The organism is Amycolatopsis sp. cg13, assembly GCF_041346965.1.
In the GTDB taxonomy this organism is placed as follows: Bacteria; Actinomycetota; Actinomycetes; order Mycobacteriales; family Pseudonocardiaceae; genus Amycolatopsis.
The window spans coordinates 3,451,609-3,466,070 of the sequence record NZ_CP166848.1 but is presented as its reverse complement, the minus strand read 5'-3'; the positions used below and the strand labels follow the sequence as shown (position 1 = coordinate 3,466,070).

14 protein-coding genes are annotated in these 14,462 nt (G+C 69.7%); 11 read left to right on the top strand and 3 right to left on the bottom strand.

The window, feature by feature from the left end; genetic code table 11:
• Window positions 1-688 precede the first annotated feature (688 nt).
• From AB5I40_RS15725 to AB5I40_RS15705, 5 genes are all read left to right on the top strand, one after another.
• Complete coding sequence (locus AB5I40_RS15725) at window positions 689-910, top strand: hypothetical protein (RefSeq protein WP_037358162.1); 222 nt, start codon at window positions 689-691, stop codon at window positions 908-910.
• Between the two features lie 428 nt (window positions 911-1,338).
• On the top strand, window positions 1,339-2,400 hold the full coding sequence (locus tag AB5I40_RS15720; RefSeq protein WP_370939237.1) for a C40 family peptidase: 1,062 nt from the start codon (window positions 1,339-1,341) through the stop codon (window positions 2,398-2,400).
• A gap of 127 nt (window positions 2,401-2,527) precedes the next feature.
• Entirely contained in the window at window positions 2,528-3,175 is a 648-nt protein-coding gene (locus AB5I40_RS15715; protein WP_370939236.1) for an alpha/beta hydrolase, read from the top strand.
• Between the two features lie 7 nt (window positions 3,176-3,182).
• Window positions 3,183-3,575 carry a hypothetical protein gene (locus AB5I40_RS15710; protein WP_370939235.1) on the top strand — a complete coding sequence of 131 codons (393 nt, stop codon included), beginning with the start codon at window positions 3,183-3,185 and terminating at the stop codon, window positions 3,573-3,575.
• Between the two features lie 94 nt (window positions 3,576-3,669).
• On the top strand, window positions 3,670-4,827 hold the full coding sequence (locus tag AB5I40_RS15705) for a glycosyltransferase family 4 protein (RefSeq protein WP_370939234.1): 1,158 nt from the start codon (window positions 3,670-3,672) through the stop codon (window positions 4,825-4,827).
• Between the two features lie 7 nt (window positions 4,828-4,834).
• On the opposite strand, the gene AB5I40_RS15700 is transcribed toward AB5I40_RS15705, so the two are convergent.
• Complete coding sequence (locus AB5I40_RS15700; protein WP_370939233.1) at window positions 4,835-5,449, bottom strand: uridine kinase; 615 nt, start codon at window positions 5,447-5,449, stop codon at window positions 4,835-4,837.
• Window positions 5,450-5,502: 53 nt separating this feature from the next.
• On the opposite strand from AB5I40_RS15700, the gene AB5I40_RS15695 reads away from it, so the two are divergent.
• The 6 genes from AB5I40_RS15695 (at window position 5,503) to AB5I40_RS15670 (ending at window position 12,450) form a co-directional block, all read left to right on the top strand.
• The gene (locus tag AB5I40_RS15695) at window positions 5,503-5,910 is read left to right on the top strand and encodes an SRPBCC domain-containing protein (RefSeq protein ID WP_370939232.1); all 408 of its coding nucleotides are present in this window, start codon (window positions 5,503-5,505) and stop codon (window positions 5,908-5,910) included.
• A 25-nt stretch (window positions 5,911-5,935) separates the two neighbouring features.
• Window positions 5,936-7,165 (top strand): cytochrome P450, encoded by a 1,230-nt coding sequence (locus AB5I40_RS15690; protein WP_370939231.1) that lies wholly within the window; start codon window positions 5,936-5,938, stop codon window positions 7,163-7,165.
• 45 nt (window positions 7,166-7,210) lie between these two features.
• Window positions 7,211-8,497, top strand: a complete 1,287-nt coding sequence (locus tag AB5I40_RS15685) for an adenosylmethionine--8-amino-7-oxononanoate transaminase (protein WP_370939230.1) — start codon at window positions 7,211-7,213, stop codon at window positions 8,495-8,497.
• Between the two features lie 140 nt (window positions 8,498-8,637).
• A complete protein-coding gene (locus AB5I40_RS15680) occupies window positions 8,638-10,812 on the top strand; it encodes a SulP family inorganic anion transporter (protein WP_370939229.1) in 2,175 nt (724 codons plus the stop codon).
• Window positions 10,813-10,897: 85 nt separating this feature from the next.
• On the top strand, window positions 10,898-11,623 hold the full coding sequence (bioD, locus tag AB5I40_RS15675) for a dethiobiotin synthase (RefSeq protein WP_370939227.1): 726 nt from the start codon (window positions 10,898-10,900) through the stop codon (window positions 11,621-11,623).
• A gap of 227 nt (window positions 11,624-11,850) precedes the next feature.
• Window positions 11,851-12,450 (top strand): DUF2567 domain-containing protein, encoded by a 600-nt coding sequence (locus AB5I40_RS15670; protein WP_344268282.1) that lies wholly within the window; start codon window positions 11,851-11,853, stop codon window positions 12,448-12,450.
• Between the two features lie 575 nt (window positions 12,451-13,025).
• On the opposite strand, the gene AB5I40_RS15665 is transcribed toward AB5I40_RS15670, so the two are convergent.
• Entirely contained in the window at window positions 13,026-13,742 is a 717-nt protein-coding gene (locus tag AB5I40_RS15665) for an LON peptidase substrate-binding domain-containing protein (protein WP_370939226.1), read from the bottom strand.
• 42 nt (window positions 13,743-13,784) lie between these two features.
• Window positions 13,785-14,438: an NUDIX domain-containing protein gene (locus tag AB5I40_RS15660; RefSeq protein WP_279630357.1), complete on the bottom strand. Its 654-nt coding sequence runs from the start codon at window positions 14,436-14,438 to the stop codon at window positions 13,785-13,787.
• Window positions 14,439-14,462 lie beyond the last annotated feature (24 nt).

Sequence of the window (14,462 nt, the reverse complement as noted above, 5' to 3'; positions counted from 1 at the left end):
GGTCAGCGGAGAAGTTCGCTTCGCGGCGGGTCCGGGGGATCGGGGCGCCGGTGTCGACGGCGGGGCGGCTCAGCGGTCTCGGCCGCCGGACCGGGGCGGTCACCCGGGCGGGGCGGGTTCTTCGGTGAGTCTTGCCACTGAGGTGAGTCCGGCCACGCGGGACCGGGATTTGGAGGCGCGCCGGGAAAGCGGCGTTTCGCCTGGTTCCGGCGGGTGCGCTGATGGGACGGCTGTTGCTTTGCGGCGGCCTGGCGAGGGGATCGGCGCGGGGACGCTACCGGGAGCAGAGGAAGCGGCTGATGCCGCGGGTTCAGTTGGCGTGGGCGAGCCGGTGCGGCTGCCGGGTTCTGGAGAGATGCCGTCTGGAACGGGCGCTGTGGGCTCGGTTGGCGTGGGCGAACACGTACGGCTGTCGGGTGCCGGGGGAGAGGTGGAGACGCGGCTGGGGACAGGAGCTGATGCTGTGGGCTCGCCAACCGTGCCGGAGCGGGCGCGGCCTGGTGCGCTCGACGAGACGGAGGCCGTCGACCCGGCGGGAACGGGTGCCGTCGACCCGGCGGGAACGGGTGAGCCTGCCGACCTTGCCCGGTCCCGGCTCTCGGCGCGGCGGCGCTCGGGCGCGTCGCGGAGCGCGAAGCGGGCGAAACCCGTTACCTCCCACCAGGAAGAGCGGCGTCCGGCTGGTGCGGTGGACGTCGCGGTCGAGGACATCGACACGTTCGTCGTCGATTGCGACCGGTGTGCGGTGCGCGGGGCGGCGTGTGCCGATTGCGTGGTCAGCGTGCTGCTCGGGCCGCCGGTCGGGCTCGTCTGGGACGCGGACGAACGGCGAGCTGTCGACGCGCTCGCCGAGGCGGGGATGGTGCCGCGGCTGCGCCTGGTTCCGGAGACCGACAGTAGGTCGGCGTGACACCAGTGGGTGACACTGACTCGCCGAGCGGTCGCCTCGGTGCGGTAAACGGTAAGTAACGGAGAGGGCCGTTTGTGCTGCCACGGCGTGTGGTCTAAGTCACATTGGACTGCCTTGCTGGTCCGATGGTGTTTCGCCGGACTACGGAGAGTTTTTACGGGGGGCCCGGTGGACGCGCCGACGGTCTTTTCGTAACCTGGCCGAGATCTCGCGCCAGGCAGCTGTCGGACGACGGCGACGCGGGATCGCCGCCGGTTCGGCTTTGTCGGGGAGTCAGAGCTGGAACCAACCACCGTGCGCGGAAAAGCTGTTGTGGAACACGACGGCCGGAACGCGGACGGGCAGCGTGCGCGAAGAGGGCCCCCGACCTCTTCCGCGCCGGGGTTCCGGCCACGGCGGCCCGACGAGCAAAGGAGACCCGCGCGGCCGTGCAGTCGCATCCAGTCAAGCGCGTGGTGTCAGGCGCCCTCGCGGCCGCCTCGGTGATCGCTATCGTCACCGCGGCGCAGCCAGCGGGCACCGCAGCCGCTTCCCCCCTCCCCGTCCTCCAGGCCCCGCCGGACTCCGGTTCGGACGCTCTCGCCAAGTACCGCGACCTCGCGGCGCAGGCGGAGAAGGCGAACGAGGACCTCCTCAAAGCCAAAGACGACCTGTCCGCGCGCCAAGGCGACCTCGACAAGGCCAACGGAGACGTGGGCAACGCCCACAACCTCTCCGCGCAGGCCGCCGAGAACGAGAAGAAGTACAAGGTCGACGTCGACAAGTTCGCGAACGCGTCGTTCCTGTCCGGCGTGCAGATGAACAAGCTGTCCGCGCTGCTGGCGGGCACGTCGACGCAGGAGTTCCTCGACCGTTCGGCGGCGCTGGACCAGATCGCGTCGCAGAAGGCCGCCGCGCTCGAGAAGCTCCAGGGCGCGGTCGACCAGGCGAAGGCCGCCGAGAAGCTGGCAGCCGACGCCGCGCAGCGGGCCACCGCGGCTCGCGACGCGGCCGCGAAGCTGACCGAAGACATCACGGCCAAGAAGAAGACGCTCGACGACCAGGTCGCCGAGCTGAAGAAGACCACGTCGGCGCTGAGCCAGGCGGATCGGAACGCGCAGAAGGACACCGGCGGCGACATCTCGGTGGACCTCGCGAACGCCGGCCCGGCCGCGGCGGCCGCCGTCCAGGCCGCGCTGAGCCAGCGGGGCAAGCCCTACGAGTGGGGCGCCACCGGGCCGAGCTCGTACGACTGCTCCGGTCTCATGCTGTGGGCCTACAAGCAGGCGGGCGTCTCGCTGCCGCGTTCGAGCCAGGCGCAGAGCCAGACCGGCACGCCGGTCCCGCGCAGCCAGCTCCAGCCCGGCGACCTGGTGTTCTACTACACGCCGGTTTCGCACGTGGGCATGTACATCGGCAACGGGATGATGGTGCACGCGCCGACCACCGGCGACGTCGTCAAGATCTCGCCGCTGCAGAGCCAGTACGTGGGCGCGCGCCGGGTCGCCTGACCGGACGTTCTCGCCTCGCCGGGGCGGCACCGCAGGACGCGGTGCCGCCCCGGTGTCGTTTCCCGGCCGGCCGCGAACCGGCGACGAGGAAATCCGCTGGCTTCGAGCCTGACCGGAGGAGCCGACGATGGCGCTCGCGGGCGAACTGGTCACCGAGACCTTCGAATACGACGCCGGTCGCGAGGTCACGGTCTACGTCCCGGCGGATCGGCCCGAGGCGGTCGTGTTCGCCGGTGACGGCGAGTTGATCTCGCAGTGGGGCACTGACCTCGAGGCCGCGGACGTGCCGCCCACGATGATCGTCGGTGTGCACCGCTCGGCCGATGAGACCCTGCGGCTTCAGGAGTACTCGCCGGGCTTCGATTCGGAGCGATTCTCGGCGCACGAGAGGTTTTTCCGCCGGGACGTCCGCCACTGGGTGCGATCGAGGTTCGGAGTGGCGTTGCCCGCCGAGCGCACCGCGGTGTGCGGTGTCTCGGCCGGTGGAGAATTGGCGCTGGCCCTGGGGCTTCGGCATCCGGACGGCTACGGCACGGTTTTGTGCGCCTCGCCCGGAGGCGGTTATCGACCGCCCGCTGACCTGCCGACGCTTCCGCGCACGTACCTCGTCGCTGGCACGCAGGAACCGTTCTTCCTCCAGAACGCGACCCGGTGGGCGGACGCGTTGCGCGACGCCGGGGCGGACGTCGTCTTGACCGAGCGAGCCGGATCGCACGGTGGCGCGTTCTGGTGCGAAGAGTTCCCACTGATGGTGGCGTGGGCGTTCGGGGCATGATTCGCCGGTGAACGAACTGGTGGCGATCGAGCTGGCTGACGACGAGCGCGCCGTGCTGTCTCGTGGACTGGGTGAGTGGAGCGGCCCAGCGCATTGCACCGATGAACTCGCGGTGGCGATGGGCTTCCAGGGCCTGGCTGGTCTGTACGAGGACGGGCGGCGCCTGCAAGCAGCGCTCTCCGCCGGTGAGCCGCTCAGCGTTCCGGACTGGCGACGGCTGCTGGTGTCCGCCGAAATCGTGTTCGCCAGCGACGTGTTCGGGTCCGGCATCGACTGGTCGGTCACGACCGGCTTTTCGGACGAGGAGACGATCAAGATCTTGCGGAGGTTGCAACGCGGGATCACGAGCGCGCTACGCGGCGCACTCCATCGTCGCGGTGACCGAGTCTCCGACCGGTAACCACCGCATTGTTCGCCGGTGGGCAAGTACCCGGCAAGGCGTTCTCGCTTCACCGGCCCGCTCCCGCGAAACCGCCCGTCGGTAGCCTGCGGGGGTGCTGAGGACCCTGCTCGTGACGAACGACTTCCCGCCGCGCCCCGGGGGCATCCAGAATTACCTCAATTCGCTGGCCACCCGGCTGCCCGCGGACGACCTCGTCGTCTACGCGCCGTCCTGGGAGCGCAGCAGCGGTTCGCACGTCGAGTTCGACGCGGCCGCTCCGTTCGAAGTCGTGCGGCATCCGACGTCGCTGATGCTGCCCACGCCGGACGTCCTGCGTCGCGCGAAGCAGATCATGCGCGCTCGCGGCTGTGAGGCCGTCTGGTTCGGCGCGGCCGCCCCGCTCGCGCTGCTTGGCCACCCGCTGCGGCAGGCGGGCGCGCGCAGGATCGTCGCTTCCACGCACGGGCACGAAGTCGGCTGGTCGATGCTTCCGGGCTCGCGGCAGGCGTTGCGGCGGATCGGCGAGACGGTCGACGTGGTCACGTACGTCAGCAAGTACACCCGCAATCGGTTCGCCGCCGCATTTGGTCGGCACGCTGGGCTGGAAATGCTGCCGAGCGGCGTCGACACCACGGTTTTCGCGCCGGATCCGGCTGGCCGTGAAGAGATCCGCGCCCGGCACGGTCTTGGCGATCGGCCGACGATCGTGTGCGTTTCGCGGCTGGTTCCGCGCAAGGGGCAGGACATGCTGATCTCCGCGCTGCCCGCGATCCGCGAGCGCGTGCCCGGCGCGGCGTTGCTGCTCGTTGGCGGCGGTCCGTACCGCAAGCGGCTTACCCAGCTGGCCGAGGCGCTCAATGTCACCGACGACGTGGTCTTCACTGGCTCGGTGCCGTGGGAGGAACTGCCCGCGCACTACAACGCGGGCGACGTCTTCGCGATGCCTGCCCGCACGCGCGGCAAGGGGCTCGACGTGGAAGGGCTCGGCATCGTCTACCTGGAGGCGTCCGCGACCGGGCTGCCGGTGGTCGCGGGCACGTCCGGCGGGGCGCCGGAGGCGGTGCTGGACGAGGTGACCGGCCACGTGGTCGACGGCCGAGACCCGGGACAGCTCGCGGAGACTCTGGTGGCGCTGCTGTCCGACCCGGTGCGCGCCCGCAGGATGGGCGAGGCGGGCCGTTCGTGGGTCGCTGAGAACTGGCGCTGGGACACGATGGCGAAGCGCCTCTCGACGCTCCTGGACGGCGATCCGGTGACGGCGGTCCGCTGACCCGGGATCAGGGTTCGTAAATCGCGGGGTGGCGCGGGTCGTCCACGCGGACCACGACGTCCGCGAGGGCGCTCGGGTCGACTTCGTTCTCGTAGCGTTCGTAAGCGGGCAGCGCCCATTCTTCGGATACGCGACGGCGCAGGGCACCCGGCGAAAGCCACAAATGCACCACGAAATCGAACGCCAATCCCGCGCCCAGCAAGAACTCTCCATCGACCACTACGACGCCGCGGTCGGGGACCGGGACGCGCGGCAGCCTGGTCGCGCGGTCGCGTTCGGCGTCCCACAGCGCGGGCAGCACTTCGCCGCTGCCGTCGTCGGCCAGCGGGTCCAGGACTTCCCGGCGCAGACCGCCCACATCGAGCCAATCGGTATACCGGGCGTCCGGATCTTGTTTCCCGTGCTCGAAACGGAGTGACGCCGGTCGCAAAAATCCCGTGGCCGGCACGCGCAGCGCGGCCCGGCCGAGCAGCTTCAGCGGGTCGGTCAGCGCCTCGGCGAGCGGGCCCGTTCCGGCCGCTCCGTCGATCGCGACCGCGATTCGTCTGCGGTGGGTGAGCGCGTCGACGCGCTCGGTCAGTTCGGCGGCGAGGGCGTCGGGGGAGATGGGGCGGTAGCGCACGATCGCATGATCCCGCACCGGTTTCCGTCGGTCCTCGATGCCATGATGGCGGCATGGCCAACGAGGAGGGCAAGACCGGGCGGAGTGGTTGGGAGACAGCCGTTTCCCGCACGATGCCGTACCCGGGCAGCCGGGTATGGGAGTTCTTGGTGGGGGACGGAGTGGAGATCTGGCTCGGCCCTGGCGTCGAGCTGCCGCGCGAACGCGGGGCCGGATACGAGACCGAACACGGCACCACCGGCGAGATCCGCAGCTATTCCGAGGACCTGTTGCGGCTCACCTGGCGTCCGACGGACTGGGACCACGATTCCTTGCTGGAGCTCGAAGTCGCGGACCTCGGCAAGCGCAGCACGCTGAAGATCCGCCAGGAGCAGCTCGCGGACGTGGCGGAGAAGGCCGAACAGCGGGCATATTGGAAACAAGTGGTCGAGCGCGTCGAGGCGGCATTGGCCGAACGCTGACCGAACTGCACTGGGGGTCCCAGCAGTGAGTGTCGACGAACACGCCGAGGAACTTCCTTTGGCGGACGAGGAATTCTGGCAAAACCCGCACGAATGGCTGGCGCGGCGGCGCGAATCCGGCGCGGTGTGCCCGATGACCGCCCGGCGCGGCATCCCGTCCTACCTGGTCAGCGGATACGAGCAGGCGCGCGAGCTGCTCAACGATCCGCGCGTCAGCAAGGACAGCGCCGAGGTGCAGCGGGTGTACGCGGCGAAGGTCGGCCAAGAGATCGACGCGCCGGACTTCGGCAACCTGCTCACCCGGCACATGCTCAACAGCGACCCGCCGGTCCACACCCGGCTGCGCAAGCTGGTGAACAAGGCGTTCACCTCTCGCACCGTGGCGCGGCTGCGGCCGCGGATCCAGGAGATCGCCGATTCGCTGCTGGACGAGATGGCCCAGCACGAGCAGGTCGACCTGGTGCAGGCGTTCGCCGAGCCGTTGCCGATCACCGTCATCTGCGAGCTGCTCGGCGTGCGCGTCGAGGACCGCGGCGAGTTCACCGCCTGGTCGCACACGCTGCTGTCGTTCTCCGTGGACCCGGAGTCCCAGGCCGTGGCGGCGCGGGAGATGCAGGAATACCTGCAGCAGCTGATCGAGAGCAAGCGCGCCGAACCGGCCGAAGACCTGTTGTCGGACCTCGTGCACGCCAGCGACGAAGGCGATTCGCTCGACGAGGACGAACTGGTCTCGATGGCGTTCCTGTTGCTGGTCGCCGGGCACGAGACGACGGTCAACCTGATCGCCAACGCCACGTTCGCGTTGCTGCGCGCGCCCGAACAGGCGGAGAAACTGCGTGCCGACCCGAGCTTGCTGCCGGGTGCGGTCGAGGAATTCCTCCGGTTCGACGGGCCGATCAACTTCGCGACCCTGCGCTTCACAGTCGAGGAGATCGAGGCGGGCGGCGTCACCGTCCCGACCGACGAGTTCCTGCAGATTTCGCTGTTGGCGGCCAACCGCGACCCGGAGAAGTTCCCCGACCCGGACACGCTCGACGTCACCCGCCCGCCCGGCGGGCACCTCGCGTTCGGGCACGGCATCCACTACTGCGTCGGCGCGCCGCTGGCTCGGCTGGAGGCGCAGATCGCGCTGGGCTCGCTGCTGGCGCGGTTCCCGGAGCTGAGCCTGGCCGTGCCGGTCGAAAGGATCGTGTACCGGCCGAGTTCGCTGGTGCACGGCGTGCTGGCGCTGCCGGTGCGGCTGAACGGGGCGTAGCGGCTGTCACTGCGGTTCCGCCCGCTGCCCGGTTAGGGTCGGCGGGTGGAACCCAGTGCTGCCGATCTCCTCGCCCTCGACGCCGCGCACGTGTGGCATCCCTACGCGCCGATGCCGGGCCGCGTGCCGCCTCTCCTCGTGGAAGCGGCGAGCGGGGTCCGGCTGAAGCTCGCCGACGGACGGGAACTGGTCGACGGCATGTCGTCCTGGTGGGCGGCGGTGCACGGCTACCGGAACCCGGTGCTCGACGCGGCGCTGGCGGAGCAGGCCGGGCGGATGAGCCACGTGATGTTCGGCGGGCTCACGCACGAACCGGCGATCACGCTCGCGAAGACGTTGGTCGAGATGACTCCGGACGGGCTCGAGCACGTGTTCCTGTGCGATTCGGGCTCGGTTTCGGTCGAGGTCGCGGTGAAAATGTGCCTGCAGTACCAGCGTTCTCGCGGGCTGCCCGGCAAACACCGGCTGCTGACCTGGCGCGGCGGCTATCACGGCGACACGTTCACGCCGATGAGCGTCTGCGATCCGGACGGCGGCATGCATTCGCTGTGGCGCGGAGTGCTGCCGGAACAGGTTTTCGTGCCGTCGCCGCCGTCCGGTTTCGACACTGCGGTGGATCAGTCCTATGTGGACGAACTGGCGAAGGCGATCGAGCAGCACGCGGACGAACTGGCCGCGGTGATCGTGGAACCGGTGGTGCAGGGCGCGGGCGGCATGCGGTTTCACCATCCCGATTACCTGCGAGCGCTGCGCGAGCTGACTCGTGAGCACGACGTGCTGCTGGTGTTCGACGAGATCGCGACCGGATTCGGCCGTACTGGAAGGCTTTTCGCGGCCGAGCACGCTGGCGTGACGCCCGATGTGCTGTGCGTCGGCAAGGCGCTCACCGGCGGCTATCTCACGATGGCTGCCGCGTTGTGCACGCCCGAAATCGCCGACGGCATCACGCGTGGCGAGCTGCCGGTGCTCGCGCACGGACCGACGTTCATGGGAAATCCGCTGGCTTCGGCGGTCGCCAACGCTTCGCTCGGTTTGCTGGCTGAAGGCCAATGGCAGTCCGATGTGGCCCGGATCGAAACCGCGCTGCGCCAAGGACTTGAGCCGGCTCGGGAGCTGCCGCACGTCGTGGATGTGCGGGTGCTGGGCGCGATCGGCGTGCTGCAGCTCGATCACGAGGTGGACATGGGCGTCGCGACCGAGGTGGTGACGGCTGAGGGCGCGTGGCTCCGGCCGTTCCGGGATTTGATCTACGCGATGCCGCCGTACATCAGCACCGAGGCCGACCTGGCGGTGGTCACGTCGGCGATGCACGCCGCCGCGGCGAAGGCCTGAGGTTACTTCGGGTTAGGCGTGGCTGCGCGTAGTGGTTCGAGCCTAGTCACGCAACCCGATCGTGGGTAATTCGATAAAGATCCACTCCATAGAGTGGGACATAGCGGACATTTCACAGGGATCCCGGTTTCCTGGTGATCATGAGACGACTTGCCGTGCTTCGCCACGACGTGCCCGCCTCGCTCGTGGTCTTCCTCGTCGCGGTCCCGCTTTCGCTCGGGATCGCCCTCGCGTCCGGCGCGCCGATCGTCGCCGGGCTGATCGCCGCCGTCGTCGGCGGCGTGGTCGCCGGTGCCCTCGGCGGCTCTCCGCTGCAGGTCAGCGGGCCCGCCGCCGGGCTCACCGTGCTGATGGCCGAGACGATTTCCACCTTCGGGTGGGCGGTCACCTGCCTGATCACCGTCCTCGCCGGCGCGCTGCAGATCCTGTTCGGCCTGAGCCGCGTCGCGCGGGCGGCGCTGGCCATCTCGCCGGCGATCGTGCACGGGATGCTCGCCGGGATCGGCATCACGATCGTTCTCGGCCAGCTGCACGTGCTGTTCGGCGGGAAGGCGCAGAGTTCGGCGCTGGAGAACATCGCCCAGCTGCCCGCGCAGATCGCCGCCCACCACGACGCCGCCGCGCTGATCGGCGTCCTGACCCTCGCCATCCTCCTCGCCTGGCCCAAACTTCCCGCCGCGGTCAGGAAAATCCCCGGCCCGCTCGCGGCGATCGCCGTCGCGACGCTCGTGTCCCTTGCCGCCGGGATGACGCTGCCGCGCGTCGAACTGTCCGGCGATCTGCTGCAGATCCGCTTCGCGCCGCAGCTGCCGGACGGCGGATGGGGCCAGGTCGCGGTCGCGGTGGTCACGATCGCGCTGATCGCCAGCGTCGAGAGCCTGCTGTCCGCGGTCGCGGTCGACAAGCTGCAGAACGGCCCGCGCGCCAACCTGAACCGCGAGCTGATCGGCCAGGGCGCGGCGAACATGGTGTCCGGCGCCATCGGCGGGCTGCCGGTGACCGGCGTGATCGTGCGCAGTTCCACGAACGTCGCGGCCGGGGCGCGCACGCGGGCCTCGGCGATCCTGCACGGCGTGTGGGTGCTGGTGTTCGTGGTCGCGCTCGCCGGGGTGCTGAAGTCGATTCCGCTGGCCGCGCTCGCCGGGCTGCTCGTGCACGTCGGCGCGAAGCTGGTGAATCCCGGGCATCTGCGGCAAGTGCTGCGACATGGGGATCTGCCGCTTTACCTGGTGACCGTCGCCGGAGTGGTCGTGTTCGACCTGCTGACCGGCGTGCTCGCCGGGATCGTGCTGGCCGTGCTGCTGATGCTGCGTCGCACCGTGTGGTCGGGCGTGCATGCCGAGCAGCACAGCGGCGAATGGCGCGTGATCGTCGAAGGTGTGCTGACGTTCCTGTCGGTGCCGCGGTTGACGAAGGTGCTGGGCACGATTCCGGAGGGGTCGAAGGTGACGCTGGAACTGGTCGCCGACTACCTCGACCACGCGGCGTTCGAAAGCCTTTCCGCCTGGCAGCAAGCGCACGAACGCGCTGGCGGCACGGTGGTCGTCGACGAGATCGGGCATCCGTGGTTCGCCAAGGGCAAGGAGGGCCGCCCGACGCTCCGGCGCACCGCGGCGGCCGGCGCGATGCCGAGGTGGCTGGCTCCGTGGTCGGCTTGGCAGGCCGCGGACGTGCGGGTTCCCGGGCAGCGCACGCACCGGGGCGCGACCGAATTCCAGCGCCGGGCCGCGCCGCTGCTGAAGGACGTCCTCAGCGGGCTCGCGCACGCTCAGCAGCCGCACACGCTGTTCATCACCTGCGGTGATTCGCGGATCGTGCCGAACCTGATCACCACGTCCGGTCCGGGCGACCTGTTCACCATCCGCAACATCGGCAACCTGGTGCCGCCGGGGCAGGCCGATCCGTCGACCAACGCGGCGATCGAATTCGCGGTCGGGGTGCTGGGCGTGCGGGAAATCGTGGTGTGCGGGCACTCCTCGTGCGGTGCGATGGGCGCGCTGGCCAGCGGTCCGCCCGCGGACACCGCGCTGGCGACCTGGCTGGTGCACGCCGAACCGAGCCGGCAGCGGGCCGGTGCGGTGACCCTCGACGGGGAGCGCCCGGAGCGCGAACCGGACCGGCTGGCGTTGCACAACGTCCTGCAGCAGTTGACGCATCTGCGGCAATATCCGCTGGTCGCCGAGGCCGAAGCACGCGGGGAGCTGGCGCTGACCGGGCTGTACTTCGACGTCGGCGAGGCCCAGGTGTATCTCGCCGACCCGGCGAAGGGGGAGTTCGTGGCCGCCGGAGCGCCCGCTGCGGCTCCGGCCGGCTGACTCGGGCCCTCGCGCGTGCCCTCCGGTGCGCGCGAGGGAGCCCCGAGTGTTGACATCGGGGAGCACGGCAATATCTTGATGGCTCGTGACGACGCTCGTGATGACCGGAACCGGGACCGACGTCGGCAAAACGGTCGCCACCGCGGCGATCGCGGCGCTGGCCCTCGCGCAGGGACAACGCGTCGCGGTGCTGAAACCCGCGCAGACCGGCGTGCTCCCCGGAGAGGCAGGCGACCTCGCCGAGGTGGTGCGGCTGGCGGGCAAGGACCTGACGATCCGCGAACTGCGGCGTTACCCGGATCCGCTTTCCCCGGAGGCCGCTTCCCGCCGCTCCGGGCTCCCGACCGTCGGCCCCGGCGAGATCGCCGCCGCCGCGAGCGAGCTGGACGCCGCGCACGACTTGACCCTGGTCGAGGGCGCGGGCGGCTTGCTGGTCCGGTTCGACGCACAGGGGAGCACGCTGGCGGATGCCGCCTGGTCCCTGGGCGCGCCGGTGGTCCTCGTTGCTCAAGCCGGACTGGGCACGCTCAACACGACTGCGCTGACCGCCGAAGTCGCTACCCGGCGGGGCCTGAACGTCGTGGGCGTCATCATCGGCTCCTGGCCCGCCGCTCCCGACCTGGCCGCCCTGGAAAACCTCCGCGACTTGCCGGTTGCCGCTGGCGCTCCGCTGCTGGGTGCCCTTCCCGCCGGTTTGGGCACCGCCGATCGCGAGACCTTCACCGAACAGGCCCGCCTGGGCCTGTCCCCGTGGTTCGGCGGCGAATTCGACCCGGAAGCCTTCACCACCGCCGCCTCCACCCAAAACTGATGCGCCTCGCGCTCACCCGTGACACCCCCTGGCCTTCCGCGCAAACCCAGCCGATGCCAAGTACCTTGAAACCCCAACTCGCCTCCACCGAGAAATCGCCCCGGTTTCTGGACTGAGCGATCCGATCGGCCCCCCGGGCCGAGCGGATCGGGAGGGAAGAAACCGGATGAAGGCGATTTCTCCGCCGCGACGAAGTCGCGGCAATCCAATCCAGAAGGGAGTCCCCGGTGGTCGATTCCGCGGGAAAGGCGGCGCATCGGTCGTCGGCGGTTGCCGAGGGGTGGTCGGTGCCGGTGTTGTTTCCGCCGCAGCGTCCTCGGGTGGTGGTGAAGGCTGATCTTCTGCCTGCGGTGAGTGTGTTGTCGACGGCTGCGTTGCTGGGGATTCCGATGGGCTGGTTGTGGTCTCTTCTGGCTCCGGCCGAGCGGGTGCGGGTGATCAGCACTAACGGTCAGTTGGCGCCGTTGGAGTTGGAGAGTTGGCATCGGTTTGACGATCTGGCGGTGTTCGGGTTTTTGGCGATGGCTACCGGGTTGCTGATCGGGCTCGTGGTGTGGTTCCTGCGGGAGCGGCGCGGGCCGGTGGTGCTGGTGGCGGCGGCTGGTGGGGCGTTGGTCGCGGCTTGGCTGGGGACGCAGATGGGGCCTGCGTTCGCCAACTCGAAGTATTCGGTGGATGCGCCGCCTGCGTTGGGGGCGGTGATCGAGCAGGCGCCTCGGATCGAGACCGGGTGGGTGGTGCTGGCCGCGCCGCTGGTGACTTGTTTGGTTTATGCGTTGATGACGGCTTGGAATGGCCGGGAGGATCTTGGGCGGCGGTTGGGGTGAGTTCTCGGCTCGTCGCCTGGCGGCGACATTGCGCCCATGGTTGCGTGGGGCACCCCGAAGCTTGATTGTGATGACGGGCGGCGGGTGCTTGTCAAGGCGGGAAAGATGCCTTGACAAGCACCCGCCGCCCGCATTTTGGCTTCGTATCGGGGTGCGGGGGTGGTGTGGGTGCACCTCGAGTTGGGTGCGTCGGCGCGGCTGGGTGGTGTGGGTGCTTGGCGAGTTGGGTGCGCTGGCTGCGGGTGGGCAGTGGGTGCGCGCGGCTGAGTTCGCCCGTCGCATTGGGTTCGCGATGCGGGGTTAGCGCCCCAACGTGGCATTGGGTGCATCTGACGCACCGAACGCCACATTGGGTGCATGCGACGCACCCAATGTGGCGTTGGGGCGCATCCCGGCGGGCGGCAGAACGAGGGCGGGCCGTGAAGGGTCCCTTGAGGGAATCTATGTCCGTGAAGGGGTCCCTCGCGGACGTCGGCGGGTCGTGAGGGGAACCCTGAGGGAATCAGATTCCCTCAGGGTGGCCCTCACGGACCTGGACGGAGCTCTGAAGGCGGCACTTACGGACCGGGGCTCGGCTAGTTCAGGTCCGCGGGTTTGGTGAAGGTCGCCAGTTCGGTGGGCGGCAGCGGCACCGCGCCCAGGGTTTCCAGGAATCCGGCTTCCCTGGTGAGCAGGCGGCAGACGATGCGCAGGCGGCGCAGGGGATGCGTTTCCTCCAGCAGCAGCTGCCGGTCCTCCAGCGGGAGGAGGCAGTCGGCGGCTAGTTGGTAGGCGAGTTCGCCCAGGTCGGCGTCGTCGTGGGGCGGGTGCCAGTCGTCTGCGTGCCAGGCGGCTTCGCAGTATCGCTCGTGTGCGGCGCGGGCCACCTTGGCCAACTGGTGGGCCGTCGACTCCGCGGTGGTGGGGACTGGGTCGTCGGGGAGCCAGTCGACCACGGCCATCAAGTACGGCGCGGACGCTCGGTGCAGTTCGCGCAGGCGGAAGCGGCGCGAAGCGCGGGTGACTACGTCGTAGCGGCCGTCGGGGAGGCGTTTTGCTTCGCGCAGGATTGTGCTGCAGCCGACGTTGTACACGTGGTCCAAACCACTGACCTCGCGGACCAACGGTGCGCGCAGGGCGACTACGCCGAATTCGTGTTCGGGGACGTTGCCGGTCACCAGGTCCGCGGTGAGCTGCCGGTAGCGCGGTTCGAAGATGTGCAGCGGCAGGTGCGTACCGGGGAGCAGCACTGTCTGCAACGGAAACAACGGCAGGGTCGCCGTCCCGCTGGGGCACTGCTCTGGCTCGGTCACGCGTCCACGGTACGGGCTGCGGAGCGCTGGCGCAGTTCGTGTTTACCGCCGCGGCGGGGGTTTCAGGACCGCGAAAGGGTCGGTGATGTGCATGTCTTTCGCGGCGAAAGAAAACAGCGCCGCAGGTCGTCCGCCCGCGCGACCGGGGGCGGCGGTGTGGCCGGTGGGGACCAGCAGACCACGCCGTTGGAGCACGCGTTGCAGGTTCGTCGCGGACACCTTGTAGCCGAGTGCGGCGGAGTACAGGCCGCGCAGGGCGGAGATGGTGAATTCCTCTGGGGCCAGTGCGAAACCCAGGTTGGTGTAGCTCAGTTTCGACCGCAGGCGGTCGCGGGCGCGCAGCACGATGGCCTCGTGGTCGAACGCGGTGCGCGGCAGGGCGTTCACGTCGTGCCACTCGGTGTCTTCGGGGACTGCTGGGTCGACATCGGAGGGGACTAAGCCCAGGAACGCGGTGGCTACGACGCGCGGGCCGGGGACGCGGTCCGGGGCGCTGAAGACGGCTAGTTGCTCTACGTGCTTCAGCTGGCGGACGTCCACCTTCTCGGCGAGCTGGCGCCGGATGGAGGTTTCGACGTCTTCGTCGGGGCGCAATCGGCCGCCTGGGAGGGACCAGCGGCCTAGGTGCGGATCCAGGGCTCGGCGCCACAAGAGGACGCGCAGTGTGTCGGAGCGCACTTGAAGGACTGCCGCCAGAACCTCGTGGGCGAGGGGGGCCCG

Excerpts from the sequence above, each read along its gene's own strand:
- AB5I40_RS15715 (WP_370939236.1), top strand. The coding sequence starts at position 2,528 with ATGGCGCTCGCGGGCGAACTGGTCACCGAGACCTTCGAATACGACGCC.
- AB5I40_RS15695 (WP_370939232.1), top strand. The coding sequence starts at position 5,503 with ATGGCCAACGAGGAGGGCAAGACCGGGCGGAGTGGTTGGGAGACAGCC.
- AB5I40_RS15680 (WP_370939229.1), top strand. The coding sequence starts at position 8,638 with ATGAGACGACTTGCCGTGCTTCGCCACGACGTGCCCGCCTCGCTCGTG.